Annotated in this window: 20 protein-coding genes; 14 read left to right on the forward strand and 6 right to left on the reverse strand. The window is 45.5% G+C overall.

Features of this window, described 5'->3' with window-relative positions; all coding sequences use genetic code 11:
- The first annotated feature begins 104 nt into the window (after positions 1-104).
- The 5 genes from PHV77_04725 (at position 105) to PHV77_04745 (ending at position 8,206) form a co-directional block, all read left to right on the forward strand.
- A complete protein-coding gene (locus PHV77_04725; protein ID MDD5504598.1) occupies positions 105-2,261 on the forward strand; it encodes a HEAT repeat domain-containing protein in 2,157 nt (718 codons plus the stop codon).
- Between the two features lie 588 nt (positions 2,262-2,849).
- On the forward strand, positions 2,850-3,059 hold the full coding sequence (locus PHV77_04730; GenBank protein ID MDD5504599.1) for a hypothetical protein: 210 nt from the start codon (positions 2,850-2,852) through the stop codon (positions 3,057-3,059).
- A 511-nt stretch (positions 3,060-3,570) separates the two neighbouring features.
- The gene (locus tag PHV77_04735) at positions 3,571-6,636 is read left to right on the forward strand and encodes an autotransporter domain-containing protein (protein ID MDD5504600.1); all 3,066 of its coding nucleotides are present in this window, start codon (positions 3,571-3,573) and stop codon (positions 6,634-6,636) included.
- Between the two features lie 117 nt (positions 6,637-6,753).
- Complete coding sequence (locus tag PHV77_04740; protein ID MDD5504601.1) at positions 6,754-6,915, forward strand: hypothetical protein; 162 nt, start codon at positions 6,754-6,756, stop codon at positions 6,913-6,915.
- A gap of 91 nt (positions 6,916-7,006) precedes the next feature.
- Positions 7,007-8,206: a nucleotidyltransferase family protein gene (locus PHV77_04745; protein MDD5504602.1), complete on the forward strand. Its 1,200-nt coding sequence runs from the start codon at positions 7,007-7,009 to the stop codon at positions 8,204-8,206.
- A 41-nt stretch (positions 8,207-8,247) separates the two neighbouring features.
- Here the strand turns inward: PHV77_04745 and PHV77_04750 are convergent, their stop codons facing one another.
- From PHV77_04750 to PHV77_04775, 6 genes are read right to left on the reverse strand one after another with little or no spacing between them, the layout of a single operon-like run.
- Entirely contained in the window at positions 8,248-8,538 is a 291-nt protein-coding gene (locus PHV77_04750) for a PqqD family protein (GenBank protein MDD5504603.1), read from the reverse strand.
- A 30-nt stretch (positions 8,539-8,568) separates the two neighbouring features.
- Positions 8,569-8,739, reverse strand: coding sequence for a hypothetical protein (locus PHV77_04755; protein ID MDD5504604.1), 171 nt, complete (start codon positions 8,737-8,739; stop codon positions 8,569-8,571).
- Positions 8,740-8,755: 16 nt separating this feature from the next.
- Positions 8,756-8,929, reverse strand: a complete 174-nt coding sequence (locus PHV77_04760; protein MDD5504605.1) for a hypothetical protein — start codon at positions 8,927-8,929, stop codon at positions 8,756-8,758.
- A gap of 16 nt (positions 8,930-8,945) precedes the next feature.
- Positions 8,946-9,098, reverse strand: a complete 153-nt coding sequence (locus PHV77_04765) for a hypothetical protein (protein ID MDD5504606.1) — start codon at positions 9,096-9,098, stop codon at positions 8,946-8,948.
- Positions 9,099-9,119: 21 nt separating this feature from the next.
- Positions 9,120-10,121, reverse strand: a complete 1,002-nt coding sequence (locus PHV77_04770) for a radical SAM protein (protein ID MDD5504607.1) — start codon at positions 10,119-10,121, stop codon at positions 9,120-9,122.
- Positions 10,094-11,020, reverse strand: a complete 927-nt coding sequence (locus tag PHV77_04775; GenBank protein ID MDD5504608.1) for a hypothetical protein — start codon at positions 11,018-11,020, stop codon at positions 10,094-10,096. The genes PHV77_04770 and PHV77_04775 overlap by 28 nt, the downstream gene beginning before the upstream one ends.
- A gap of 800 nt (positions 11,021-11,820) precedes the next feature.
- Between PHV77_04775 and PHV77_04780 the strand changes: the two genes are divergently transcribed.
- The 9 genes from PHV77_04780 to PHV77_04820 form a co-directional block, all read left to right on the forward strand.
- Complete coding sequence (locus PHV77_04780) at positions 11,821-12,051, forward strand: MerR family transcriptional regulator (protein ID MDD5504609.1); 231 nt, start codon at positions 11,821-11,823, stop codon at positions 12,049-12,051.
- Positions 12,048-12,872 carry an AAA family ATPase gene (locus tag PHV77_04785; GenBank protein ID MDD5504610.1) on the forward strand — a complete coding sequence of 275 codons (825 nt, stop codon included), beginning with the start codon at positions 12,048-12,050 and terminating at the stop codon, positions 12,870-12,872. Before PHV77_04780 ends, PHV77_04785 begins: the two co-directional genes overlap by 4 nt.
- Before the next feature lie 3 nt (positions 12,873-12,875).
- Complete coding sequence (locus PHV77_04790) at positions 12,876-13,541, forward strand: hypothetical protein (protein ID MDD5504611.1); 666 nt, start codon at positions 12,876-12,878, stop codon at positions 13,539-13,541.
- Entirely contained in the window at positions 13,538-15,088 is a 1,551-nt protein-coding gene (locus PHV77_04795; GenBank protein MDD5504612.1) for a secretin N-terminal domain-containing protein, read from the forward strand. Before PHV77_04790 ends, PHV77_04795 begins: the two co-directional genes overlap by 4 nt.
- Positions 15,075-17,882, forward strand: a complete 2,808-nt coding sequence (locus PHV77_04800) for a secretin N-terminal domain-containing protein (protein MDD5504613.1) — start codon at positions 15,075-15,077, stop codon at positions 17,880-17,882. Before PHV77_04795 ends, PHV77_04800 begins: the two co-directional genes overlap by 14 nt.
- A 293-nt stretch (positions 17,883-18,175) precedes the next feature.
- Complete coding sequence (locus tag PHV77_04805) at positions 18,176-18,709, forward strand: hypothetical protein (GenBank protein MDD5504614.1); 534 nt, start codon at positions 18,176-18,178, stop codon at positions 18,707-18,709.
- Positions 18,710-18,862: 153 nt separating this feature from the next.
- The gene (locus PHV77_04810; protein MDD5504615.1) at positions 18,863-19,918 is read left to right on the forward strand and encodes a hypothetical protein; all 1,056 of its coding nucleotides are present in this window, start codon (positions 18,863-18,865) and stop codon (positions 19,916-19,918) included.
- A gap of 299 nt (positions 19,919-20,217) precedes the next feature.
- Complete coding sequence (locus PHV77_04815) at positions 20,218-21,414, forward strand: TlpA disulfide reductase family protein (GenBank protein ID MDD5504616.1); 1,197 nt, start codon at positions 20,218-20,220, stop codon at positions 21,412-21,414.
- A 127-nt stretch (positions 21,415-21,541) separates the two neighbouring features.
- Positions 21,542-24,807, forward strand: a 3,266-nt coding sequence (locus tag PHV77_04820) for a hypothetical protein (protein MDD5504617.1), incomplete at its 3' end; no start/stop codon positions are given.

The following is a 24,807-nucleotide window of genomic DNA, read 5'->3' on the forward strand; positions in this document are numbered from 1 at the left end:
CAATGACAGGCGCACTTTGCCTGTCATCCAGAGCGGCACAAGTCGGGGCCAGAGTAAGCCGCGAAGGATCTGGGAGTGAAAGCAGTAAAACCCGGAGGGTTATTATGAAAAAGATTATTATTAAAGCAATAAACATTGCTATGGCTATTGTTTTTTCTGCCTCGTCAATTGTTTCCGCGCAGGTTCTTGATAATAGCAATACGCAGTATTTACGCGCCCCTGCCGCGGCAGGTAATGTTACAGCGGATTTAACGCACGCGCTTTCCGCGCCGCCGGTAGAGACTTTTCCCTGGTGGCATATCACCGAGCGTAAAGTAGCAAAGTATATAGCCGAATTAAGCGGTACACGGGATGAACGTTATCGCGCGGCAATAGAGCTTGGCAGGCTTGGTAAGCATGCCGAACCTTCCATTCCGTATCTTATAAAGGTGATGCTTTCTGATGAAGAAAAAGGCCTGCGGACTGCAAGCGCGGCTTCACTTGGGGCTATTGGTATTCCTTCGCAAGAGGTTGTGTCCGCATTAAACAAGGCCTTGGAGGACAGCGAATACGATGTGCGTGTCAAGGCCATGCGTTCTTTGGCGGCATTAGATAAGCTTACCGTTGAGATGAAAGTCAAAAGATATATAATGGACATGGGTGATGCCGATCCTAATGTTCGCGCTAATGCAAGCAAAGAATTGTATAATATCGGCTACCCCGCCATTCCTATTATAGAGGCCAGGAAAAATTCGAATGAGGTTTTAGCTAAAGCCGTGGATTCATTATATTGGCGCATTCTCCGCGGCAAATTATTTGATGTAGAAAATTTGATGAGACAGTTAGAGGGTGAAAATAAGGCCGCGCAGGAAAGGGCATCTGATATATTCTTCCGGCTCGGTAATGAAGCGGTACCTATATTAATAGAGGCATTAGGTTCTAATAAGCATAAACTGCGTTTGCGGGTATCCGAGATACTTTTCCGGATAGGGCTTATCGCTGCCGATGACCTTGCAAACGCTTTAAAAGAAGACGATCTATACATAAGGACATATTCCGCTGATGTCTTAACCAGGCTTGGCATTAAGTCCGCGCCGTTTGTTATTAGAGAGCTTGGCAATCGCACAAGTAATGCGCGTTTTTATGTAAAATCAATTCTTTTAAGATTAGGCCCCGAAGTTATTCCGATGCTTTCGGATGTACTGAATATAGGTGATAATTCAGCGTGTGAAGACGCTATTGATATTCTAGAAGAGTTTTCCAAACAGCTTCCGGAAAGAAATATTGTTTTAATAAGGGCGTTAGGGCACAATAACTGGTTTGTAAGAGAGCAGGCATTGAAAGCGATTAAACGGATTGGGTTATTGACAAAAGATATGGAGCTATTCAAATACAGCAAAGACTTAAAGGATGAAGCCTGCCCGGGATTTATTAAGCAGGATGCCTTGAGAGGGTTAAGCGTTTTGCCGGGTCCTGGATCACACAAGATTGTAACGGCGTTTAAAACTTTTGATCCAGATCTGGGTCATATGCGTGAAAACGCATTAGATGACCTTGCTCCCGGAGTTGATGAAGATAAAGGCGGCAAATCCTCCTCCGCAGGTATCCTTGAACTCGACAAGCCTTATACCCTTACAGAGTACAACTTATTATCAGTCATAGATGAGTCTATACGCGAGAATAACGGTGTCCTGGCGAATACACTTATTGAGTCCAAGCTCTCGGCAGAGCTTATCAGGCTTTGCCCTAAGTTTTTAGCAGATCAGGCCGGCCTTGAAAGAAACCACATTGTTGCCATTGATGATAAGATGCTTCCCGAAGGCCATATATTCAATAAGTATCTTTTAAAAGATACGGCACAGCATCAGGCCCTGGAAGAGTCTCATGGCTGTATGATACGCTTGTTGTCCCAGCTGACAACAGATGAGTTGACAGGCAGAAACCTTATAATCATATCGGACCGCAGGAGCATAGAAGGATATGAAAAGGCCCTATATCTCAATGTTGATAAACAAAGGATAGATGCCGGACTCCTGCTCGCCCCGTATATCGGTATAGCAAGGCTTTTGCTTTCCGCAAGAGAGGACATAGTAATTGACATAACAAACGCCTTAAACAAGGACAACCTTTACAGTATGCTTTTTGGCAGGCCTGCCAAGGAAGATGATATAAGGAAATTCCTTATTGAAGGTATATATGAACTTCCGGCCCCTGCCATTGTCAATTATCAGCAGGCAGAGGACATGCACCGCGCCTCATTGGCCGCGTTGATAGCAGCTTAAAATGTATTACGGAGACTAGTATCAGATTCCTCGCTTCGCTCGGAATGACAGGCGTACTTTGCCTGTCATCCAGAGCGGCAGAAGGCGAAGCCAGAGTAGGCCGCGAAGGATCTGGGAGTGACCCATGTGTCATCCAGAGCGGCGGAAGGCGAAGTACGCTTCGTTAGCGAAGGATCTGGAAGTGACCCATGTGTCATCCAGAGCGGCATAATCGGGGTAGAAGTCGTTAGCGAAGGATCTGGAAGTGACCCATGTGTCATCCAGAGCGGAACCGGCGAAGCAAGCTTCGTTAGCGAAGGATCTGGGAGTGAAATCAGTATTAGATTCTTCGTCGCGCCTTCGGCGCTCCTCTGAATGACAAGGAGGACGCTCGGAATGACAATGAGAGGCTCGCAATGACAAGGGTGAGGCTCGGTCACCAAAACGTAAAAATCAAAATGTCTGTAATTATAATTTGTAGCCACTAATATGCGTCTGTTAATAATATTTTTAATGTTGTCTTTGGTATTGTCTCCAGCGATAAACGTGGTTGCGCGACAGTTAAGTCTGCACGAAGTGTCTTTAGCAGACTGGATATCCTTTTCCGATATGGAAAAAGAGGTTTTTATTGCCGAAGCATGCAAGCATATGGTTGAGATTGAGAAAGAAAAATTTGTCATGATACCTGATGTAAAAATGATAGCCAGGGTCCTTGATTCGGGCATTAAAGGTGTAGACATTGATAAATCGGATATTTCAGTGTTCAGGCTTTTATATAGATGCCTCAAAGATACCGGATATTTTGCCCCCCGTTTATAGCCTATCCATATATTTCTATTAATTCTCTATATCACCCAATTATGCATTTGAATGACAGGTGTTGTTCATGTGTCATCCAGAGCGGCATAAGCAAAGCAGGAGTCGTTAGCGAAGGATCTGGGAGGGATCCGTCTGTCATCCAGAGCGGCGGAAGGCGAGGCCAGAGTCGGCCGCGAAGGATCTGGGAGTGAAATGAGTATCAGATTCCTCGCTTCGCTCGGAATGACAAGGGCTTCGCTAAGGATGACAAGTTATCCGGAATGACAAAAGTGACACCGTGCCTTGCAAAATGGGGACAGCGGCTTTCATAAAAATCAAAACGTTTGCGGTTGTTTTTATAAAAAATATAAATAATGTGTTGACACCCTGTCTTTGTATGCGGTAAAATGTTTTCAAATGAAAAAAATCATATAGCATGTCATCTAACATTCAAATTCTTAATTCGTTTTTATCTTTTTGGGTGAAGTGCCGCCAATCTTACATTATAAATTATCAAAAAAGAGGAGGAGGTATGAAAAAGCTGTGCGCTGTTTTATTGGTGTTTTCCATGATTGGCCTTATGCCTGTCAACAGTTTCGCGGCAAGCGCGACATGGGATGGCAGTGATAGCGGGCTTTGGGTCACAGGAGGAAACTGGGTAGGTGATTCGGCTCCCGGTATTGCCGACGGAACGATCGTCAGCACCGACGTAGCGACATTTACAGGTGTGCTCAATAATGCTGTTACGGTTGATGATACCAGAAACGTTTCCGGTATCACCTTTGATGCCGCGGCAGGCGCTTTTACGTTAAGCGGCAGTACTCTTTACCTTACAGCGAGCGGCACCGTGCAAAATCATGCCGACATTGCAACCACCCAGACAATTAATTCCAATATACTGTTAGGTGGTGATTACACCTTTACCAACATTGCCACAGACAATAGCAAGCTTATGAATTTTGGCGGAACAATAACAGGCTTTGCGGATACCGCGCAAACTCTTACTCTTAGCGGCGGCAACACGGGATCAAATACATTAAGCGGTGTAATAAGTAACGGCAGCGGAACGGGTGTTTTAGGTATAACCAAGTCAGGCGCCGGCACATGGATACTTTCAGGAAATAATACCTATACAGGAACAACTACTATCAGCGCCGGGACACTTACCGCGACAAACAGCGCAAATGCTCTCGGCGCCGGCGCGGTAGCAATCTCAGGCGGCACACTTAATCTTGCCAATGACACCGGGCTGGCTTTTGGCCGTAACGTGACTGTAAGCGGTGACGCGACTATTAATTCCGATACACTTACCGGTGTAGCCGGTGTCACACATACTTTGGGTACATTAAGCATAGGTGCTAATACTTTAACTGTCGGTCTTGCTACTACAGCCGCCAGCGGTGAGCAAGCACTTACCTTTGGCGATGTTACATTGACCGGTGCCGCTACTATTAACGCGAATACCGGTGTTGGCGGAGCAACCGGATTGCTGACTCTTGGCGCGGTAGGCGGTGACGGGCAAAATCTTACTATAGGTGGTTCGGCAGGTACCAATATAACCGGTATTATCGGAACAGGCGCAGGGACGCTTACCAAAAATGGCACAGGCACACTTACCTTATCAGGCGTTAATACTTACAGCGGCGGCACAACAATCAGCGCCGGTGTTGTAAGCGCTACAACGTCAGCGGAAGCTTTGGGTACAGGCGCTATTACCGTTGCGGACGGCGCGGCACTTCAGGTGACAGGCGCTCTTGATTTTGATGAAGCGCTTACAATAAGCGGCACCGGTATAAGTTCAGGAGGTGCTCTTAGAAATATCAGCGGTAATACAAACTGGTCAGGCGTTGTAACTTTAGGCGCGAATGCCAGGATCAATTCGGATGCGGACACCCTGACATTAAGCGGCGCTACTATTGACGAGGCCTTTGACATAACCGTAGGCGGAGCGGGCAATACCGCTATAACAGGCATCATTGCCACAGGCGCTAATACAATTACAAAGGACGGCACAGGCACACTTACCTTATCAGGCGTTAATACTTACAGCGGCGGCACAACAATCAGCGCCGGGACACTGCAGGTAGGCAATAATTCAGCCTTAGGTGCCGGAGCTGTGAACAATAACGCGACATTAAATATAGGAACATATACAGTTGATATAGGAGCCGGTGTTTATACTCAAGGCGCCGGCAGCAGCCTGCAATTGACTGCCAATTCTTCAACTGAATACGGCAGTATTGTGTCAACAGGCGACGCCGCGGATGCAGCCGCGGCAAGCACGGTTGATGTCACGGTAGGCGGTTACATACCCCATAGCACCGTGCTGACGGTCCTTAATACCGGCGCCGGCAGTACCATTGACGATACCTTGATTACGACTACATCAACCAGTTCAAAAATAAGTTTTACACCTTCAATGTCAAGCGGAAAACTTATCCTGACAGCAAACCGCTCGGCAACAGGTTTTTCCAGTAATGGCACGGATTCCAATGCTAAGGCCTTGGGTTATGTCCTTGACAATGTCACCAATCCCACGTCGGATATGACCACCGTGTTAAATACCCTTGAGGGACTTTCGGCAGCAAACGTTGATACCGCGCTCCAGACCCTTGAGCCATCAGTTGATGCCGGTGTTATAGGCGCCAGCAATCTTGCCGCCGGACAGTTTATACAGACTATCATAAGCCGTTTCGGAGTAGATAGAGGACCTTCGGGCGTTGCCACAGGAGACCCCAATATAAAGACAAAAGATATATGGGCAAAAGGTTTCGGAACATATGCCAAACAGGACAAGAGAAAGGGCATTGAAGGTTACAGGGCTGATGTCATAGGTGCTGCCGTCGGCGTGGATTTTGTCGCCACGGAAAAGGCCACTCTCGGTATCAGTGCGGGCTACGCGTATAGCAAGATAAAACCCAAAAAGACAAGCCTCGGCAGAACGGAATCAGATAGTATGCAGGGTTCTTTATACTACAGCTATAATAATGAATTAAATTATATAGGTAAAGACGCCTTGTATTTTGATCTTATCGGTTCATTCGCTTGGAATATGTATGAAGGAAAGCGTAATGTGTCCGCAGGCAGTATAAGCAGGCAGGCAAAGTCCGATTATGACGGCCAGCAGTATACTGCATATGCTGAATCAGGCTACTATATCCCATCGGGCAACATAGATTTTGTCCCGCTCGCCTCTTTGCAGTATAGCCGTCTTGAGATTGAAAAATACACCGAAAGCGGGGCTGATTCGCTGAACCTTACGGTTAATAAACAGCATTACGACCTTCTGGAATTAGGGCTCGGCGTAAAGGTCTCTTCAATAATGAAAAACGAAGGTTACGATGTCATCCCTTCGGTAAGGGGCAAATGGCTCTATGACTTCATAGGCGACAAAATGGAGACAACCTCAAGATTTACCGGAGGAGGCGCTTCATTTAGCACAACAGGCGCCGAACCTGCAAAGAGTTCTTTTGACATAGGAGCCAGCCTTACGTTTTTGGGTAAAAACAATGTAAAGGTTGACTTTGATTATGACTTTAATTTTAGGGATGATTTTAATTCCCACAACGGTGCTATAACGGTTAAATATAGTTTTTAAATAATGAGGTTTTAAAAAAGGGGCGCGGATGATAAAAGGCAGATCATCCGCGTCTTTTATTTTACAGACGTTTTAAGGCACGGTGTTGTAGGCGTCCTATGAGGTAACACCCTGTAAATGACAGAGGAGGCGAGTATTGGATTCCTCGCTTCGCTCGGAATGACAGGCGTACTTTGCCTGTCATCCAGAGCGGCGGAAGGCGAGGCAGGAGTAAGCCGCGAAGGATCTGGAAGTGAAAGAAGTATTGGATTCTTCGTCGCGCCTTCGGCGCTCCTCTGAATGACAAGGAAAACGAGTACCAGATTCCTCGCTTCGCTCGGAATGACAATAAGAGGCTCGGAATGACAAGGGCTTCGCTAATGACGACAAAATGAATATAAAAAATATAAACATTAGAAACAACCGCGAATTCACATTAATCAGTCATGCCCTGCGCTATATTGTCAATGGACAGTTATCTTCAGAATTTGAGAGCTTATTGAGTGATAAAAATATTGATTGGCATTTATTAAATAATTTATTATTCTATCATGAGATTGCCCCGTTTTTTTATGTAGCGGCAAAACATTATAAATGCCTGTTACCCTCTGACATGGAAAAAGTCCTGTCCTGGATTTATTGCCGGACAGCCCTGCAAAACCAGCTTATCCTTGAAACATATTCGGACATATATGACGCGTTTAGATCAAACGGGGTTGGATTACTGCCGATCAAGGGGGCGGCCCTCTTGCAAGACCTTTATGAAAAATTTCCCGTAAGGCCTATGTCCGACATAGATTGTCTTGTCCGCGAAACTGATTATGAAAAATCAAAAGATATTTTAAAGAGCGCGAATTATGACATTGATCTTAGGGGGTTAAGCGAGTCTTATTGGATAATGAAACAGTGCCATGTCCCTTTCAGCGCCCGGCAGAAAAAAGCAATGGTCAATCCCGCCGTTGAACTGCATCTAAGGCTTGATTTTAAGCGATATGGCAGGGAACCTTTGCCCTATGTCTGGCAGAGGGCAAGAGACATTAATATAAACGGAAAGAATTTTCTCCGGCTTTCACCCGAAGACAGCCTGTTTAGCCTGGCACTGCACCAGAGGAGATTCGGCAAGCCGCTTTGCCTTAAATACGCTCTTGATACCGCGCTTCTTTTTAAAAAATATGAGAATGATTTTGACTGGGATTACGTTATCAATATGTGCGTGAAGGAACGTATGCGCAACTGCGTGTATTTTTTGCTGTTTCAGGCGGAAGTCCTTCTGCCGGGACATTCCGGTATCGCGAAAGGCCTGCGGCTGTTAAGGCCCGATTTTCTAAAGCGCAAGATGATGGAAAGATTTATCTTGGATAATACAGCTTCAGGGTATTTATTTGAAAGGATAAGACCCAATTATCTCCGCAGCCATTTTTTGCTGTATGACAGTCTTGTAGAGCCCGTTATGTATATCATTAATATACCGAAAGAACAGTTCGCCAAATATTATTGCCTGCCGTTTGACGATAAAAAAACGGAAATAGCTTATAGGTTTAGGACGGCATATATCATAGGACGGTTTTTAAAGAAAAAACGCAAGAATTGATGTCGCGCGGGGAATGAAAATCCTTTGCCAAAGCGCGCAGATTACGCATATTTAATGATATTATGTTTAAGCAGATTGTCGGTAAATTCTAATACGTCTTTTTCTATGTTTTCCGGTGAAGCATCAAATTCAGCTCCGATAAGGCCGATAATGTCCGACAGGTTTTTTTGACCGTCTATCCGGTCCCATATGTATAATCCCATGGGATTTAATCTGTATACCTTGTTTGAAGGTATGTGCACTATTATCAATTCTCCGTCAATTGCCCGCCATGCCAGCTGTCGTTTATTTATTATAGGTTTATGGTTGTGTTCAGGTTGATTTTTTAGCATATGTTTCCTTTCTTCAATGAGGAATATTATTTATCTACAAACAACACTTCCCGTGCATACCACGGGCGAGACGGTACATCTTGCGGCATGCGCTATAGTGCCCTCTTCGGGATGTTCTATTGCCTCAATCTCCGGTATTTGATAGTTCTTTTTAGTGTTTTTTTTGGCAAAATGTTTAAAATCTTTCGCATCATTTTTCATAGTTTTCTCCTCCAGTTTATCCGTCGCAAACTATAAATGAAGGGCATTCCGCGGGCGATACAGGGCATCCCGCGGCATGCGCTATAGTGCCCTCTTCGGGATGTTCTATTGCCTCAATCTCCGGTATTTGATAGTTTTTTTTAGTGTTTTTTTTGGCAAAATGTTTAAAATCTTTCGCATCATTTTTCATAGTTTTCTCCTCCAGTTTATCCGTCGCAAACTATAAATGAAGGGCATTCCGCGGCATGCGCTATAGTGCCCTCTTCGGGATGCTCTATTGCCTCAATCTCCGGTATTTGGTATTTCTTCTTGGTTTTTTCGCGGTTAAGAATTTTATCTTTTGCATTCGTATTTTTCATGTTTGGGTTTTATATTATTCATTATAATTCTTTCCAAAAATCGTGCAGAGCCTTGATACTGGTATAAGCTTGTTCGGGGCATTTTACAAAGGTATTTGTCACAGCCTGTGATTGAGCGGGGCATCTGAACATACATGTTTTTTTGAATTCACATACCTTGCAGTCAATATAATCCTCACACTTTAATTTTCTAAGAGCGTTAAAACATTCAGATTTACGCCATATCTCTTTAAGCGGCTGTTTATATATATTACCCGCTTCCATAGGAAATACGGCGCATGGAAAAACTTTTCCGTCAGCGGCGATATAGCATCTTTCAGTGCCGGCATGGCACGGTAAGGGGTCAACTGATTTAGGAGACGGCTCAACCGGTTTTTCATATGATTTTATTATAACACCCCACTGCTTTAATTTCGGAAGTATCTGCTCCAGCGGTATTTTACATTTGGTAAGCGTCTGGTCGCAGTGCCTGCCGGCGGAAACGCCTGTTGAAAATTTTAGTTCTACATCGCGCCTATTCACGAAAAGACTATTAATAAGCGGGGTATCATTGCAGGTAACGGCATTTATATTATAAGCAATGTATACCTTAATACCCGCGGCAAGGAGATTCTCTATCCCTTCAACCGCTTTTTTGAACATTCTTTTGCCGGTAAACGCCTCATAAGTTTCTTCGCTTGCTCCATATAGGCTTACTCCAGCTTCATTGATGCCGTAATCATAAAGTTTTTTGGCCATGCCCTGATTTATCAGCGTCCCATTGCTTAATATATCTACCCTAAAGCCCCTGTCGCGGGCCTGTTCTATATAATAAAATATTTTTTTTAAGGTAAACGGCTCGCCTCCGGTAAATGTAATATGAAAAGCCCCTGCATCGGCGAGCTCATCCAGCAGTTTTATCAGCCTTTCGTGTTTTAATTCGGCACCGTCTTTTTTATTGATGCAATACATGCAGTTAAGATTGCAGAAACGGGTGAGTTCTATGTGAACCTTTTTTATATAATTTTTTGCAAGTCCTTCCACAATGACCCTCTTTTCAAGAGTTCTTTTTTGATATTTTCACAGCCTATTGTTAATATGCCGCTTTTTACCTGAAGTGCCAAGCTGTTTAATCGGTTGAACATGTTTTTTACAGCGCGGTTGTTTACAATCTCCATATTAAAGGTATTAACGCTTGATGTCAATAGTTTTATCGCGGCTTCCGGTTTTGAGATGGCCTGCCAGCGCAAATTCCACCCCGTGGCTTTTTCAAGAAATATAAGCAGAGACGGCACGCGGTAGCTTTCCCATGAGCCGGCATTTAAGAGATTTAGCGTGTCTTTGCGGTTATTTCTTCTGCTTAGTCCTTCAATATAGGGAAATGTGACAGATATGGTGTTACGGCCTTTTTTACCTATCATGGTATGGGAATCGCTTATTATCTTAAATCCGTTGACCGCGGCGCTTATCAGAAGGGTTGTTTTGCCGTAACCCGAAGGCCCTGTGGCAATTACGCAATGCCTGTCCTTTGCCCAGCATGAGGCGTGCAGAAACGCGAAACCGTCAATTTTTAACAATGTCTTTAAAGTATTTTGAAACAGCGCGTAATAACCTATAGTCTGCTGGTTTCTGTAAACAAGGCCAACCCATGATCTGTTTTTAAGGTTAAATAACGATTCATAGTGGTCATTGTTTTGAATTTTACCGCCGGATGCCAGTATATCCTGCCGCAGTGTCTTGTATGTTTCTTTACCGCGCAACAGGGTTATGGTAATGTTTTTTGGGTTTTTTACAGTAGGGGTATTTATATAATGATTTTTTATGTAATTGACCAGAACGGGGACATCGGTTATCAGGTTGATCTTGTAATCATATATGGAAAAATCATAGGTCAATAACCGTTTTGCGTGAATGTCATTCAGAGCGTATGCTGTTTTTGGCATCAGGTCTCCTGTTGGGAAGCTTAATAAAATAATTATATCTCATATGGCTGTTGTTATCAACAAGTATTACAGACGTTTTGAAAGTTACGAGGCAAGCGTTTTCACGCATCATCCGGGGCGGCAGTATTAGATTCCTCGCTTCGCTCGGAATGACAGACGCACTTTGCCTGTCATCCAGAGCGGCAGGAGGCGAGGCAAGTGTCAGCCGCGAAGGATCTGGGAGTGAGCCCTGTGTCATCCAGAGCGGAACCGGCGAAGCAAGTTTCGTTAGCGAAGGATCTGGGAGGGAAATCAGTATTGGATTCTTCGTCGCGCCTTCGGCGCTCCTCTTAAATGACAAGGAAGCCCACGGCGCTCCTCTGAATGACAAAAGGAGGCGAGTACCAGATTCCTCGCTTCGCTCGGAATGACAGGCGTACTCTGCCTGTCATCCAGAGCGGAACCGGCGAGGCACGGGTCATACGCCTGTCATCCAGAGCGGAACCGGCGAGGCACGGGTCATACGCCTGTCATCCAGAGCGGCAGGAGTCGGGGTCAGTGTGAGCCGCGAAGGATCTGGGAGTGAAGTCAGTATTGGATTCTTCGTCGCGCCTTCGGCGCTCCTCTGAATGACAACGATAGCCTTCGGCGCTCAAGGTTTAAAACGTTTACAGCCGCTTAATACGCTTGACAAAGGATATAATATCTCATATGATTATATATGATATGACAAGAGATGCTATAATTTACTATAATAACATTCGGGCAATTTCTGTTATAAGCCCTGATGCGCGGCTTATCTTTTATGGAGGAAAAACACGATGGCAAAATCCCTTATTACACCGGCAGAAATAAGCAAGATGCACGATATTTCATATCAGACTGTTAATTATTATACCAATCTCGGGCTTTTAAAAGTGGAAAAGAAAATAGCCAACAGCCGTCTGTATAATTCAAAAGACGTCAACTCGCGGCTTAAAAAACTATCCGACCTTAAAAGCCAGGGGTATTCCCTAAGGCTTATATGCGGCCTGTTGAGGGAGAATAGATGAGCTATTATACCGCGCTGGGCTTAAAGAAAGAGCCTTTTTCAAACAGCCCTGACCCGGAGTTTTTCTTTGAATCCAGCGAGCACAAGGCCGCTCTTACAAGGCTGTTGATAGAGATACGCCTTAGGCGGGGCTTGAGTGTGATATTAGGCGATGTGGGTGTCGGCAAAACCACCCTTTCGCGCAAGCTTTTTCAGATGCTCAAGGAGCGCGAGGACGTTTTATTTTACATGATAATGGACCCCACTTCCGGCAGTGAGGAGCTTTTCCTGCAGTCGCTTGTTCGCACGTTTAACCTGCAGGAGCAGATAGAAGGCCTGCCGACGATACTTGACTATAAGGAAACGATAAAGAAATTTTTATTCCAGAAAGGCGTTGAAGAAAACAAAACCATTGTCCTTGTCGTTGATGAGGCGCAGAAGCTTAATCCTGCCTCGCTTGAGACCTTGCGCGTTCTGTTAAATTATGAGACAAATGATTTTAAACTGCTTCAGCTTGTATTATTTTCCCAGATGGAGCTTTTGCCGCGCATTAAGGAGATGAAAAATTTTTTTGACAGGATAGTGCTGAAATACGTTGTGAATTCTTTAGACGAGGCGGAAACAAAGGATTTTATCAATTTTCGCATGGAACATTCAGGGTTTAATCCCGGGACTTTATTGTTTACCGATGAGGCGGTAAGCGAAATTTACAGGCACAGCCAGGGATATCCGCGCAGGATAAATCTTATATGCCACAATGCCCTAAGAAACCTTCTCGTAAGCGATAAGATGCTTATAGACGGCGTTGACGTAAGAGAGGTTATAGCAAGGAGCGTGATTTAAGATATGGACAAGCAGACCTCGGATGAAAGACTGCTGAAATTGCTTGAAGGCCAGTATTCTTCAACCCATGGCCCGTTAGCGCCATCACAGCCCGCGCAGCACCCTAAGCCGGCAAAGCGACTGGGCATAAAACCCGTTTCCAGGCTCAATATCCTAAAGCCTTTTTTAAGGCTAAAAATAGCAAAATTTGACCTGGCATATATTAACAAGTCTCTTTTCGCGCTGGCATTCTTATTAAGCGCTGTCTTTTTTTACATACTGTTTGTGTCCCCCGCATTATCGGGTGCCGCGGGCGCTATCCTTCATCCTGCCGATATTACCCAGATACAAAGGCTGATAAAGGCAAGCCACAACCAGCTTGAAATGCGCGGCAATATTTCTGAAGCGGAATCAGAAAGGGACATCTTCCTGCCTTTCGGCGTTAAAAGCGCTTACGAGGAAGAACAGGAGATAAACATAGAAGATGAGCTTGGCATATATAAGCTGGTTGGGATTATATGGTCTCAAGTGCCCGAGGCGATAATTGAAAGCGAAATGGACACCAGGACGCTTGTCGTTAAAAAAGGCGATACACTTGGTGATAAATGCACGGTAAAAGACGTCCTGCGCAATTCCGTCATACTGCAGGTATCAACAAAAGACGGGCTAAGGGACTATGAATTAAGATGAGAGCATGGCCCTGTTTGGTTTTGTGTTGTCTGCTTGCGGCATCAGGCCCCGGCCCGCGCCCGGCGCGGGCAGAAGAAGGGTTGCCTTCCCCTTCTTTAGCGGAAGAGGCGGTTGAGCAAAGCCGCGAATATACCGATAAGATATATCTTGACCTTAAAGGTATTGATGTAAAAGAGCTTTTCAGGATTTTATCCCAGCGAAGCGGGATAACAATAATTACCACCCCCGCGGTGCAGGGCCGCGTGACGGTGCTGATAGATAATTTAAGTTTTGAGAACGCCTTGGATGTTATTATGACTACGCAAAACTTGGCTTACGAAAGAAACGGCAACCTGATGAAGGTCATGACAGCGGATGAATACGAAAAGGCTTTCGGCAGAAAATTCTGGGACAGGAAAGAGACCCGCGCGATCAAACTTTCATATGCCAAGCCTGAAAGCGCGATGGGGGTAATAAATTTTTTAAAATCAGACCTCGGCCAGATAGTGTCAGAACCCGCTACAGGCACTATTGTTGTCACCGATACCCCGCAGGCTATCAGCGCTATAATGGAGGCGATAAATGAGCTTGATGCCCCGCCCGGAAGCCTTGTGTATAATGTTAATTACGCGCGCATGGCGGACATAAAAAATTATCTGGAAGGGCTGATTACGCCGGAACTCGGCAAGATAATCATTGATGAAAGGAGCAGTAAGGTCATAATATATGACCTGCCGCGCAGGCTTGAGCGCATAGCGGAACTTTTGCAGGAACTTGATGAGCAGTCCCGCCAGGTGCTTATAACGGGTGAGATAGTGGAAGTTGACATAAGCGATAATTTCCAAAGCGGCATTGAATGGGAGAAGATATTCCGGTCCGCGAATATGGATAACCTTGACCTGACGTCAAAATTTCCCGTAACCCCGGCGCTTACAAGCTACGGAAAGATAAGCATGGGCACATTATCAAGGGATAATTATAATGTGGTGATGAATATGCTCTCCGAATACGGCAATACAAGGATACTCAACAGGCCGAGAATAGTCGCGGTCAATAAGGAAGAGGCGAAGATACTCGTCGGAACACGCGAGGCGTATGTGACGTCCACCCAGAGCCAGAGTGAGACGACCGTAGTCACTTCCGAAAGCATTAATTTTATTGACGTGGGCGTTAAGCTTGTAGTAGTACCTACTATAGGTGTTGACGGTTTTATAACCATGAGGATAAAACCCGAGGTGAGTTCCGTAAAAGAAGTGCTGGAGACTACGGCGGGAACAAGGGTGCCGATAGTAAGGACATCGGAATCGGAGACAGTGGTAAAGGTAAAAGACGGCAATACGCTTATTATTGCCGGTTTATTGTCAGAGACCGATACAGACGATGCCACAGGCCTTCCTGGTTTCGCGAAAACACCAATATTCGGGGGATTATTCGCTACAAAGACAAAGGAAAAGCAGAAAACCGAACTGGTCATATTTATTACCCCCAAGATTGTTACGGGCGCTGTAAACTTTTCAGATGAGAAAACAGATATTTTTGACAATAAGGATGGCAATGAGAAGGGGTAATTTATTTATAGCGTTATTATTGTGTTTTTTCTTAACAGGTGCATTGTTTTGCCCTTATACGGCCCAGGCCCGGCAGGAGAGCGCGCCGCAGTCTATAACTGATCTGCCGGATGACGCTTCGCCCGAAGCTTTTTCGGACGAAGATCAGGCCGGCCCTGTGCCCGATGAGGCGACAGGCCTTATGCCCGAACAGGCCAAATCCGGCGAAAGCCCGGAATCAGGCTATGCGCCTGTAAACGGCCAGGGGCAGTTTCCTCCCGAAGAAGGCTTGGCGGGCCCGGAAGACGATATTTCCGTTCTGCCGGACAGTCCGCAAACGCCTTCTGCCGACAGCGGCAAGGTATCGCTTGATTTAAAGAACATAGATATAGTTGAACTTTTGAGGGTGCTTTCTCTTAAGACCGGCAAGACTATAGTCCCAAGCGCGTTTGTGACAGGGCGCATTACCATTTACCTTGACAATGTCGCCTTTGAGGACGTCCTGGATATCATAGTGCTTACGCAGAATCTGGCGCTTAACAAGGTGAATAATATTTATTACGTGATGAGCCAGGCCGAATACAAACAGATGTTCGGAAGGAATTATTCTGACCAGAGAATAATAGAGACGATAAAGGTTTCTTACACGAAACCCTCCGTCGCCTTTGAGACATTCAATCAGCTAAAGTCGGACATCGGAAAACTCGTCGCTGATGAAGCGAGCGGGACCATTATAGTGATAGATATGCCTGAAAACATAGAGCTGATGAAAACAGCCCTTGAAGAAATAGACAAACCGTTGTCAACTACGACATATGACCTAAATTATGCCAAAGCCGCGGACATAAAGACGCATATAACATCCGCCCTGACCCCGGGGACAGGAGAGCTTATTGTGGACGAGAGAAGCGGCAAGGCCATAGTCTCGGACCTGCCTAAAAAGATAGACAGGATAGGCGAGCTTGTCCGCGAGATTGACGATGAGACCCGCCAGGTATATGTGGAGGCGGACATTATTGAGCTTACCTTAAGCGATAAATTTGAGCGGGGTATTGACTGGGAAAAAGTCTATTCCGCGGCGGCCATGCACGGCTTGAGTTTCGCCGGCTATTTTCCGGCGGTCCTGGCGCAATACCAGAAGATATCCGTGGGAACGCTTGCCGCGGACAACTACAGGGCTGTTTTGAATTTTCTTGATACATACGGCAAGACCAATATAATTTCCCAGCCGAGGATAGCGGTGATTAATAATGAAGAGTCTTATATCATGGTAGGGGTGCGCGAGGCGTATATAACGCAGACCCAGAGCCAGGCGACGTCTACTACCGTTACGTCCGAGACTGTGGAATTTATAGACGTGGGTGTCAAATTCAAGATAACGCCCAGGATAGGCGCCGACGGCTTTATCGTCATGAAAATAAAACCCGAAGTAAGCTCGGTCAAAGAGACAATAACGACAACCCTCGGAAGCCGCATACCGATAGTCCAGACGTCGGAATCCGAAACCACGGTAAAGGTAAAAGACGGCACCATGATAATGATATCAGGCATGACAAAAATAGAAAAGATTGATACCGTTAAGGGCTGGCCTGTTGTCTCAAAGGTGCCTTTTTTGGGGGCCTTATTCAGCAGTCGTTCCACGGAGGATAAAAGAACGGAGGTCATAGTTTTTTTAACGCCCAGGCTGATGCGCGGCGAGGCTGACATAAGCGGTGAAGAAATAGCAAAGATATTGGAAAAAGAATACCTGCCCGACGGCCTGAAATCAAGGGTATTATATGATGAGGCTATGGACCTAATTAAAAGGGGAGAATATTCGCCTGCCGCCGAAAAACTGCGGCAGGTTGCCGAGGCCAATCCTGAATATCTTAAGACGCAGTATTACCTTTCCTTGGCAGAGGAAGAGCTGGCCAAAGAGCAGGCCCGTCTTGATGCCGCCCGCGAAAAGGAGCTGGATGACAAAAAACGCGATGAGCAAAACAGGCAAAAAGAGCTGGAAGGCCTGCGCCGCGCGAAAGAAGAAAAGGCCCGGGTGGAGCTTGCCGAAAAAGAACGCCTGCACAAGTTAAACAAACAGGCAAAGGCTTTGTATAATGAGGCATTGTCGCTTTATTGGGACAGGAAATTTGAAGCGGCTCTTGAAAAATTTAAAGAAACAGAGTCAATATTACCTGATTATCTTAAAGTCAGGTATTATCTTGAACGGTGCTTAAAACATATTGATAAAAACCGGGCTTTGCTTGAAGCTGAAGGCAGTAGGCAAAAGCCCGAGGACGAGGCCCAGCCTGAACGATTACCCCATAAACCGGCTGAAAATCAGAAGCCCGCGCAGAGGACAGGACAGAGGCAGGTTATCCAAAGCGAAAAGCATGCGCCCGGCCCTGAAGAATTGGCGCGTGAATATTATGCCAAAGGCCTTGGCGCGCAGAAAGAGTCTAAGAACAAAGAGGCCATAGGCTGGTTTCTTAAGGCTGTTGAATCAGACAAAAAATTCTCCAAGGCGTATAATAGCCTGGGCCTGGCATATGAAGAAGAATTGATGAAGGATAAGGCTGAACAGGCATATCTTGGTGCTGTATCCGCCGAGCCGTCATATTGTCCGGCATATTCTAATCTGGCATTGATTTGTGAAGAACGACAGGATTTTAACGAAGCGCTTGAGTATTGGCGTAAGCGGGTTTTTTACGGGGACCCTGGCTCTGATTGGACAAAACAGGCCGCCGCGCGGGTTAAAGAGTTGGAGGAGATATTAGCATCGGATTCCTCGGTGACAGTATCGGATTCTTCGTCGCGCCTTCGGCGCTCCTCTGAATGACAGGGGGGGGTGCTCGGAATGACAGGCGCATTTTGCCTGTCATCCAGAGCGGCAGGAAGCGGGGCCAGAGTCATATTATGTCATCCAGAGCGGAACCGTCGAGGCAAGCTTCGTTAGCGAAGGATCTGGGAGTGACCCGTGTGTCATCCAGAGCGGAACAATCGGGGTAGAAGTCGTTAGCGAAGGATCTGGTACTGTGCCCCCTATAACTTTCAAAACGCTTGCAATCATACTTGACCGCTCATTTTATGTATTGTATACTTGTTAATGGGATGAAACAATAGAAGGCGCATATGAAAACATCGCGGTTTGTTTTATTATTGTTTGTCATGATGACGGTTTTCTCTTTTACCGTTTTCGCCCGGGCCGATATGGGCCTTGAGGTAGGCCCCGATGATATCAGCCTTGAAGGCGTCTTGCTTGGAGAAAAGCTGTCGTTTTCAAAGATTGCCGGCAGGCCTATCGCTCTTGAAATAAAAAATAAAAGCAATAGGGCCTTTGATTATGAGATAAATATACTTTATAGTTTGAATACAACGGCCGGCCTTTCCTATGGTTATTCGGATATACCTGATACAGGCTGGATAATACCTGAAAATAAAATGATAAAAGTTGAAGCAGGCCAGACAGGCAGGCTCGAGCTTTATATGGCTGTGCCTGATGACGCCTCATACGCGGGCAAGGCATACCAGGCAGTCATTGAGGTAAAAAGCATGAAGGACAATCCCAATGATTTGTTTGTCCTGGCATGCCAGTTAAGGGTTTTTTTTACGACGCGGGCATTGACCCCTGTGTCATCCGGGGCGGAACCGGCGAAGCAAGAGTAGGCCGCGAAGGATCTGGAAGGGAAATCAGTATTAGATTCCTCGCTTCGCTCGGAATGACAGGGGGGGCTCGGAATGACAGGCGTATTTTCCTGTCATCCAGAGCGGCAGGAGGCGGGGCCAGAGTAGGCCGCGAAGGATCTGGAGGTGAAGGACATGAGAAATACTCTTCTAATAATAGCAGGTATGATGCTTTTTATCATGGTTTTCGTAAGCCCTGTTTTTGCCGCGGTATCAGTATCCGTATCAGGCGGGGCATGGGCGATTGGGACTATTGGGCCAGAGTCCGTCAGCATATCGGATTCCGACAAGTGGACAGTTACCAATAATAGCGGCGCGGCTGAATATATTTATATTAGCGTTGCCTCAACAGGCTCCTGGACAGCATCAACAGACGGCACGCAGACAGCCAATCAATTTGTTTTAAGAGAAGATGACGCCAGCGGCAATCTTATTTCATCAACAGCCTATGTTCTTAAAGGTGAATCGTTTGCTAATAATGAAACTTATTCATTCGGCCTTTATTTTAAAGCGCCGCCAGAAGGCTCTGAAGAAGGCTCTCATACATTGACAATAACATTAACTGCCTCTACCTTTGCGTGTGGGTCTCTTATGACAGTTATCCATACCGCCGGCTCTGTTGCCCCTGTTACCAAGACAGTAAACTATGGAACAGTCTTAACAAGTCTTACAGGCACAGAACAATGCTGGATAACACAGAATTTAGGAGCTACTCAACAGGCAACATCGGCAACAGATACTACAGAGGCCTCGGCAGGCTGGTATTGGCAGTTTAACAGGCCCCAGGGTTATAAGCATGACGGCACAACACGCACGCCTTCAACAGGATTTATTACTGGTACAATAAACCAAGACAGCGACTGGACCACTGCCAATGACCCTTGCGCTTTATTACTCGGCTCTGGCTGGCGTTTACCTACTTCAACAGAGTGGACTAATGCTGATTCAACAGGCGGCTGGACTAATTATACAACAGCATATGCCTCGGTATTGAAATTACATAGAGCGGGATGTCTTGTCCGCGCTGATGGGTCATTGGGCGCTGTAGGAACATATGGTTATTATCATTCAAGTAACCAATATAGCGATACATATGAATATTTCCTTTTTATACAGACTACAACAGCCTGTGAAATGTATACTACTTATAAATCAAACGCGTTTACTGCAAGATGCCTTAAAGATATTTAATTTTTAAAAATTTAAAGGTGTAAAAAATTATTAAAATAAAATTTATCCAAGCGATATCAGTCTTAATATTATTTGTATTTTTTTTAGGCCTTTTTCCCAATCCCTCATTATGCCAGGAGCAGTCCGGCAGAAAGATTATTGCCCATCTTCAGGGCGTATTCAGCTCGGATTTTTCTCTTATTCCGTTTGAAGGGAGCAGGGCTGTAAAAACCATCGCCAAAATAACTGATATAAGAGACGGAAACCCCGCTGTTTTTGATATACCCGCCCAATATATACCCGGAGAATTTGTTTTAAGAATGGATTATCGCTCCAAGGAATCCGACCGGCCGTATCCTGCCGAGAAATACATCTTTGTAAACGGAGAGGACATAGAATTATTTATAAATCCTCCATATGGCAATAATAGTGATATTACAAAATTTACTTTAGGAGAAAAAGAAAATACCGCCTATGACGCTTTTATGAGAGAAAACAGCTCCAGGCGCCAGCAGATAGACCTTCTCATGCAGGTCCTTTTAGCCTATGACAGGCCAGAATCAAAATTCTATAAGCAGGTGGAAAAAGAATATGAAACCCGGCGCGGCCATTATAATAAATGGCTAAAAGAGCAGGCATCAAAGAACAAAGGCCTTTTTACGGCAAAGCTTTTTCAATTTGAGCATATACCGTATGTTAAATGGGGCGGAAAAGAGGGTGAATACACTGCCCGCCTGCTGGAAAATTATTTTGAAGGCATTGACTTTTCATACCCTGATATAATCCGTTCCAGGCAGTTGGCGGTGTTTATGGACAATTATATGAGACTATACGGAGCGCAAGCAGATACAGATGAAGAGCGCTCCCCTTTATTCGTAAAAGCGGCCGGCCTTGCCTGCCATAAGGCATCAAAAGGCCATCCAAAGGTATATGGCTGGATGGTGGATTATTTTTATTCAGGCTTTGAAGCATATAATGTAAAAGACGGCATGGCTATGCTTAAAGAGCATATTGAAAACCCCGATTGCCTTACGTCAAAGAAACAGCAGATAGCAAAACGCGCCGAAGGCATGGCAAAGCTTGTCCCCGGCGCTTTGGCCCCTGATTTTACGCTTACCGGCGCGGACAATACGCCATTCTCTTTTCACGGATATAAGGCCCGCGGCAGATATAAACTGCTCTTGTTCTGGACAACAGGATGCAAGGGTTGCCTGGATTTTATAAAAGGCATGAAAGGCTGGTATGAGCAGGCTGAAAATAAAGAGAAGCTTGACATCATAGCCGTAAATCTTGATGAAACAGAAGGCGGTATCAAAAAGTGGCAAGAGATGTCAAAGACGCTTATAGGCTGGGCCCATTTTCAGGTAAAAGAGGGCGTTAACAGCCAGCCTGCTAATAATTACTCGGTATTAAGCACGCCTGTTATTTTTTTGGTAAACGCCGCGGACAATAAAATTGCGGCAAACCCCGATGATTTTAATGGCTTTATCCGGGTATTGGATGAAAATGGGATTTGAGAGGCCCTTATAATATTTTATTATAAAGGCGCTAACCTTGTTTTTAGGCTTTGCTTATGGTAAAATTTAATTGGGCCTTAGGGTTTAGCCGAATACTTTGGGCCTATTTGACAAAACGGAGATTAAGATGAGCTGGCTTGTCAACAAGATACTACATAATACTAAGGCAAAGACAGCCGTATCGTTTATACTTGTATTTTGCCTCTGCTGTGTTTTATTTTATTTTTTCTCACCCGCTTCTATTGTCAGAGGCGGGGTTTTGGTTTCAGGGCCAAAGGCAAAAGGCGAAAGGAGCCTTAAGATAGCCCCTGTCCAGGGCGCTGTCAAGACAAGGCAGGACCATGGCGGTTTAAAGAAAAGATATAAAATAGAGCTTGGAGAAGATGAGGTTGAAATAGGCGGCGCGGGGGCAGGGGATTTTAAGCCGCAGGCAAGGCTTAAACGGTGGGGCGATGAAGCGTATCTTGATATAAAGGTATCTGAATCAGGCATACCAGCCAGGGAGAAGTCTGTTGAGTTAAAAAACGACAGGATAGGCTGGCAGTCTGCTAATATGGGTGTCGGGTTTTATAAACAGCCTGCAAAACAGGCCATTGCCCGAGGCAGGGGGGAAAAACAACATTCTTTTGTGGTAAATGAAAAAGGCGGCCTTGAGTTTGAGCTCATTTTATATGAAAGGCCCCGAGCAAATATCATAAGCCTTCCCATTGAATCAAAAGGCCTTAAGTTTCATTATCAGCCGCCTCTTACCGAGGCTGAAAAATCCCAGGGCATAGTAAGGCCTGACGAGGCTGTCGGCTCATATGCTGTCTATCATGACAGCAAAAAAGACGGCAAATACAAAACAGGCAAGGCCTTTCACATATACAGGCCTAAGATAATTGATGATAAAGGCAACTGGGTATGGGGCCAGTTAAACATAGACACCGTATCAGGCATCTTAAAGATTACCATTGACCAGAGCTGGTTAAATAATGCCTCATATCCTGTTACTATTGACCCTGAATTCGGATATACGGACATAGGCTCAAGCGCAATACCGTTAAATAATGTCATAAGAGGTTCGGTATTTACCGCTTTAGAATTTATACCGGCATCCATTACAGCGTATCTGGAAAATGCCGATACCGGCTCATCCCATCATGCTAAATATGCTATATATAAAGCCAATGATACAAAACTTCTCGGAGAGACACAAGAGGTGACAGTGCCTGCCGGCGCTAAAGGCTGGTATGAGGGCCTTTATACTACATCTTTTAATCTCTACGAACAGCAGTATGCCTTGTCTGCTAATAGCGACAGTGATAATATACTTATTTATTTTGATACAGGCTCGGCAGGACAGGGTTTTTATATGTCAAATGATTATACAAATGAATGGCCGCAGACAACAGAAGGCTTTTCCTATGATAATAGATTATATTCAATATATGATGCGGAATCAGCAAGTATTACCATAACAGTTAACTTGGATACGACACCCCCCGATGAAGGAGAAGGCATACCCTGCGGCGAGAGCTTATCCATTACCCATACGGCAGGCTCTGTTGCCCCTGTTACCAAGACAGTAACCTATGGAACAGTCTTAACAAGCCTTACAGGCACAGAACAATGCTGGATAACACAGAATTTAGGAGCTGACCAACAGGCGACATCAGCAACAGACTCTACAGAAGCCTCGGCAGGCTGGTATTGGCAGTTTAATAAGCCCCAGGGTTATAAATACGATACAGCACGCACACCCTCAACAACATGGATTACTTCAATAGATGAAAACAGCGACTGGACCACTGCAAATGACCCGTGTACCTTATTACTCGGCTCTGACTGGCGCATACCTACTTTAACAGAATGGACCAATGCTGATGCAAATGGCGGCTGGACTGATTATACAACAGCGTATAATTCGGTGCTTAAGTTGCATACAGCCGGATATCTTCATTGGTCTGCCGGCGCGCTGTACAGCAGAGGCGCGATCGGCTATTACTGGAGTATGACCAAGTCTATCAGCTCCAACGGTTACTGTCTGTACTCCAGCAGCAGTGCCAGCGCCATGCAAGAAGCCAGCAAGGCGCATGGGTTTTCCGTTCGCTGTCTCTCTGATTCAGCTGCACCAAATGCAGTCTCCGCCTCATCCATCTTTACAGCAGACACCACAGTAAAAGGAGGAGCAGATGTCTCAATAAACAGCACAGGTCACTCTGATTATAATGTCTGGTTTGCCCCCTTAGGCACAACCAGCTTTACAGCCGGCTCAACCATGACAACAGCCATAGGAACAGCCACCTCAATACTTGCCCCGGCAGATGAGGGAGTATATAGACTCTATATCCTTGATGCTGTAGGCAATGTCTCCAATCCTTCAACCGCGGTATTGACGGTTGACAATACAGCGCCCGCGAACACATCTATCTTTACAACAGACACCACAGTAAAAGGAGGAGCAGATGTCTCTATAAACAGCACAGGGCACTCTGATTATAATGTCTGGTTTGCCCCATCCGGCACTACTCTGTTTACAGCCGGCTCAACCATGACAACAGCCATAGGAACAGCCACCTCAATACTTGCCCCGGCAGGTGACGGAACATATAAACTATATATCCTTGACGCGGCAGGCAATGTCTCCAGTCCTTCAACCGCGACATTGACGGTTGATAATACAGCGCCTGATGAAGAATCCTGCGGCTCAAACTTTACTGCTACTCATACCGCAGGTTCCATAGCCCCTGTTGACAAGACAGTAACCTATGGAACAGTCCTGACAGATTTAACAGGCACGGCTAAGTGTTGGATAACGCAGAATTTAGGAGCTGATCAACAGGCAACATCAGCAACAGACTCTACAGAGGCCTCTGCAGGCTGGTATTGGCAGTTTAATAAGCCCCAGGGCTATAAGCATGACGGCACAACGCGCACACCCTCAACAACGTGGATTACTTCAATAGATGAAAACAGCGACTGGACCACTGCAAATGACCCGTGTACCTTATTACTCGGCTCTGACTGGCGCATACCTACTTTAACAGAATGGACCAATGCTGATGCAAATGGCGGCTGGACTGATTATACAACAGCGTATAATTCGGTGCTTAAGTTGCATACAGCCGGCACTTTAAATTATAGTTCAGGAAATTTAGAGTATAGAGGTTCATACGGCAGGTATTGGTTATCAATGCAATATAATAGTAATACAAGTTATTGGTTAAGATTCTATTCAGGTGCCTGTGGCATGGAAAATAGTATTTATAAATCATATGGTGAAACTCTCCGCTGTCTCTCTGATTCATCTACACCGAACGCAGTCTCCGCCTCATCTATCTTTACAACAGATACCACGGTAAAAGGAGGAGCAGATGTCTCAATAAACAGCACAGGACACTCTGATTATAA

Source organism: Candidatus Omnitrophota bacterium, assembly GCA_028716165.1.
GTDB lineage: Bacteria > Omnitrophota > Gorgyraeia > JABMRG01 > JABMRG01 > JAQUQI01.

Bases quoted from the DNA above. Each gene is read 5' to 3' on its own strand.
- PHV77_04800 (MDD5504613.1), top strand. From the start codon at position 15,075: ATGAGAAGGGGTAATTTATTTATAGCGTTATTATTGTGTTTTTTCTTA.
- PHV77_04725 (MDD5504598.1), top strand. From the start codon at position 105: ATGAAAAAGATTATTATTAAAGCAATAAACATTGCTATGGCTATTGTT.
- PHV77_04790 (MDD5504611.1), top strand. From the start codon at position 12,876: ATGGACAAGCAGACCTCGGATGAAAGACTGCTGAAATTGCTTGAAGGC.
- PHV77_04730 (MDD5504599.1), top strand. From the start codon at position 2,850: ATGGAAAAAGAGGTTTTTATTGCCGAAGCATGCAAGCATATGGTTGAG.
- PHV77_04785 (MDD5504610.1), top strand. From the start codon at position 12,048: ATGAGCTATTATACCGCGCTGGGCTTAAAGAAAGAGCCTTTTTCAAAC.
- PHV77_04750 (MDD5504603.1), bottom strand. From the start codon at position 8,538: ATGCTAAAAAATCAACCTGAACACAACCATAAACCTATAATAAATAAA.
- PHV77_04805 (MDD5504614.1), top strand. From the start codon at position 18,176: ATGAAAACATCGCGGTTTGTTTTATTATTGTTTGTCATGATGACGGTT.
- PHV77_04760 (MDD5504605.1), bottom strand. From the start codon at position 8,929: ATGAAAAATGATGCGAAAGATTTTAAACATTTTGCCAAAAAAAACACT.
- PHV77_04780 (MDD5504609.1), top strand. From the start codon at position 11,821: ATGGCAAAATCCCTTATTACACCGGCAGAAATAAGCAAGATGCACGAT.
- PHV77_04765 (MDD5504606.1), bottom strand. From the start codon at position 9,098: ATGAAAAATACGAATGCAAAAGATAAAATTCTTAACCGCGAAAAAACC.
- PHV77_04735 (MDD5504600.1), top strand. From the start codon at position 3,571: ATGAAAAAGCTGTGCGCTGTTTTATTGGTGTTTTCCATGATTGGCCTT.
- PHV77_04740 (MDD5504601.1), top strand. From the start codon at position 6,754: ATGACAGAGGAGGCGAGTATTGGATTCCTCGCTTCGCTCGGAATGACA.
- PHV77_04745 (MDD5504602.1), top strand. From the start codon at position 7,007: ATGAATATAAAAAATATAAACATTAGAAACAACCGCGAATTCACATTA.
- PHV77_04755 (MDD5504604.1), bottom strand. From the start codon at position 8,739: ATGAAAAATGATGCGAAAGATTTTAAACATTTTGCCAAAAAAAACACT.
- PHV77_04810 (MDD5504615.1), top strand. From the start codon at position 18,863: ATGAGAAATACTCTTCTAATAATAGCAGGTATGATGCTTTTTATCATG.
- PHV77_04795 (MDD5504612.1), top strand. From the start codon at position 13,538: ATGAGAGCATGGCCCTGTTTGGTTTTGTGTTGTCTGCTTGCGGCATCA.
- PHV77_04815 (MDD5504616.1), top strand. From the start codon at position 20,218: ATGGATTATCGCTCCAAGGAATCCGACCGGCCGTATCCTGCCGAGAAA.
- PHV77_04775 (MDD5504608.1), bottom strand. From the start codon at position 11,020: ATGCCAAAAACAGCATACGCTCTGAATGACATTCACGCAAAACGGTTA.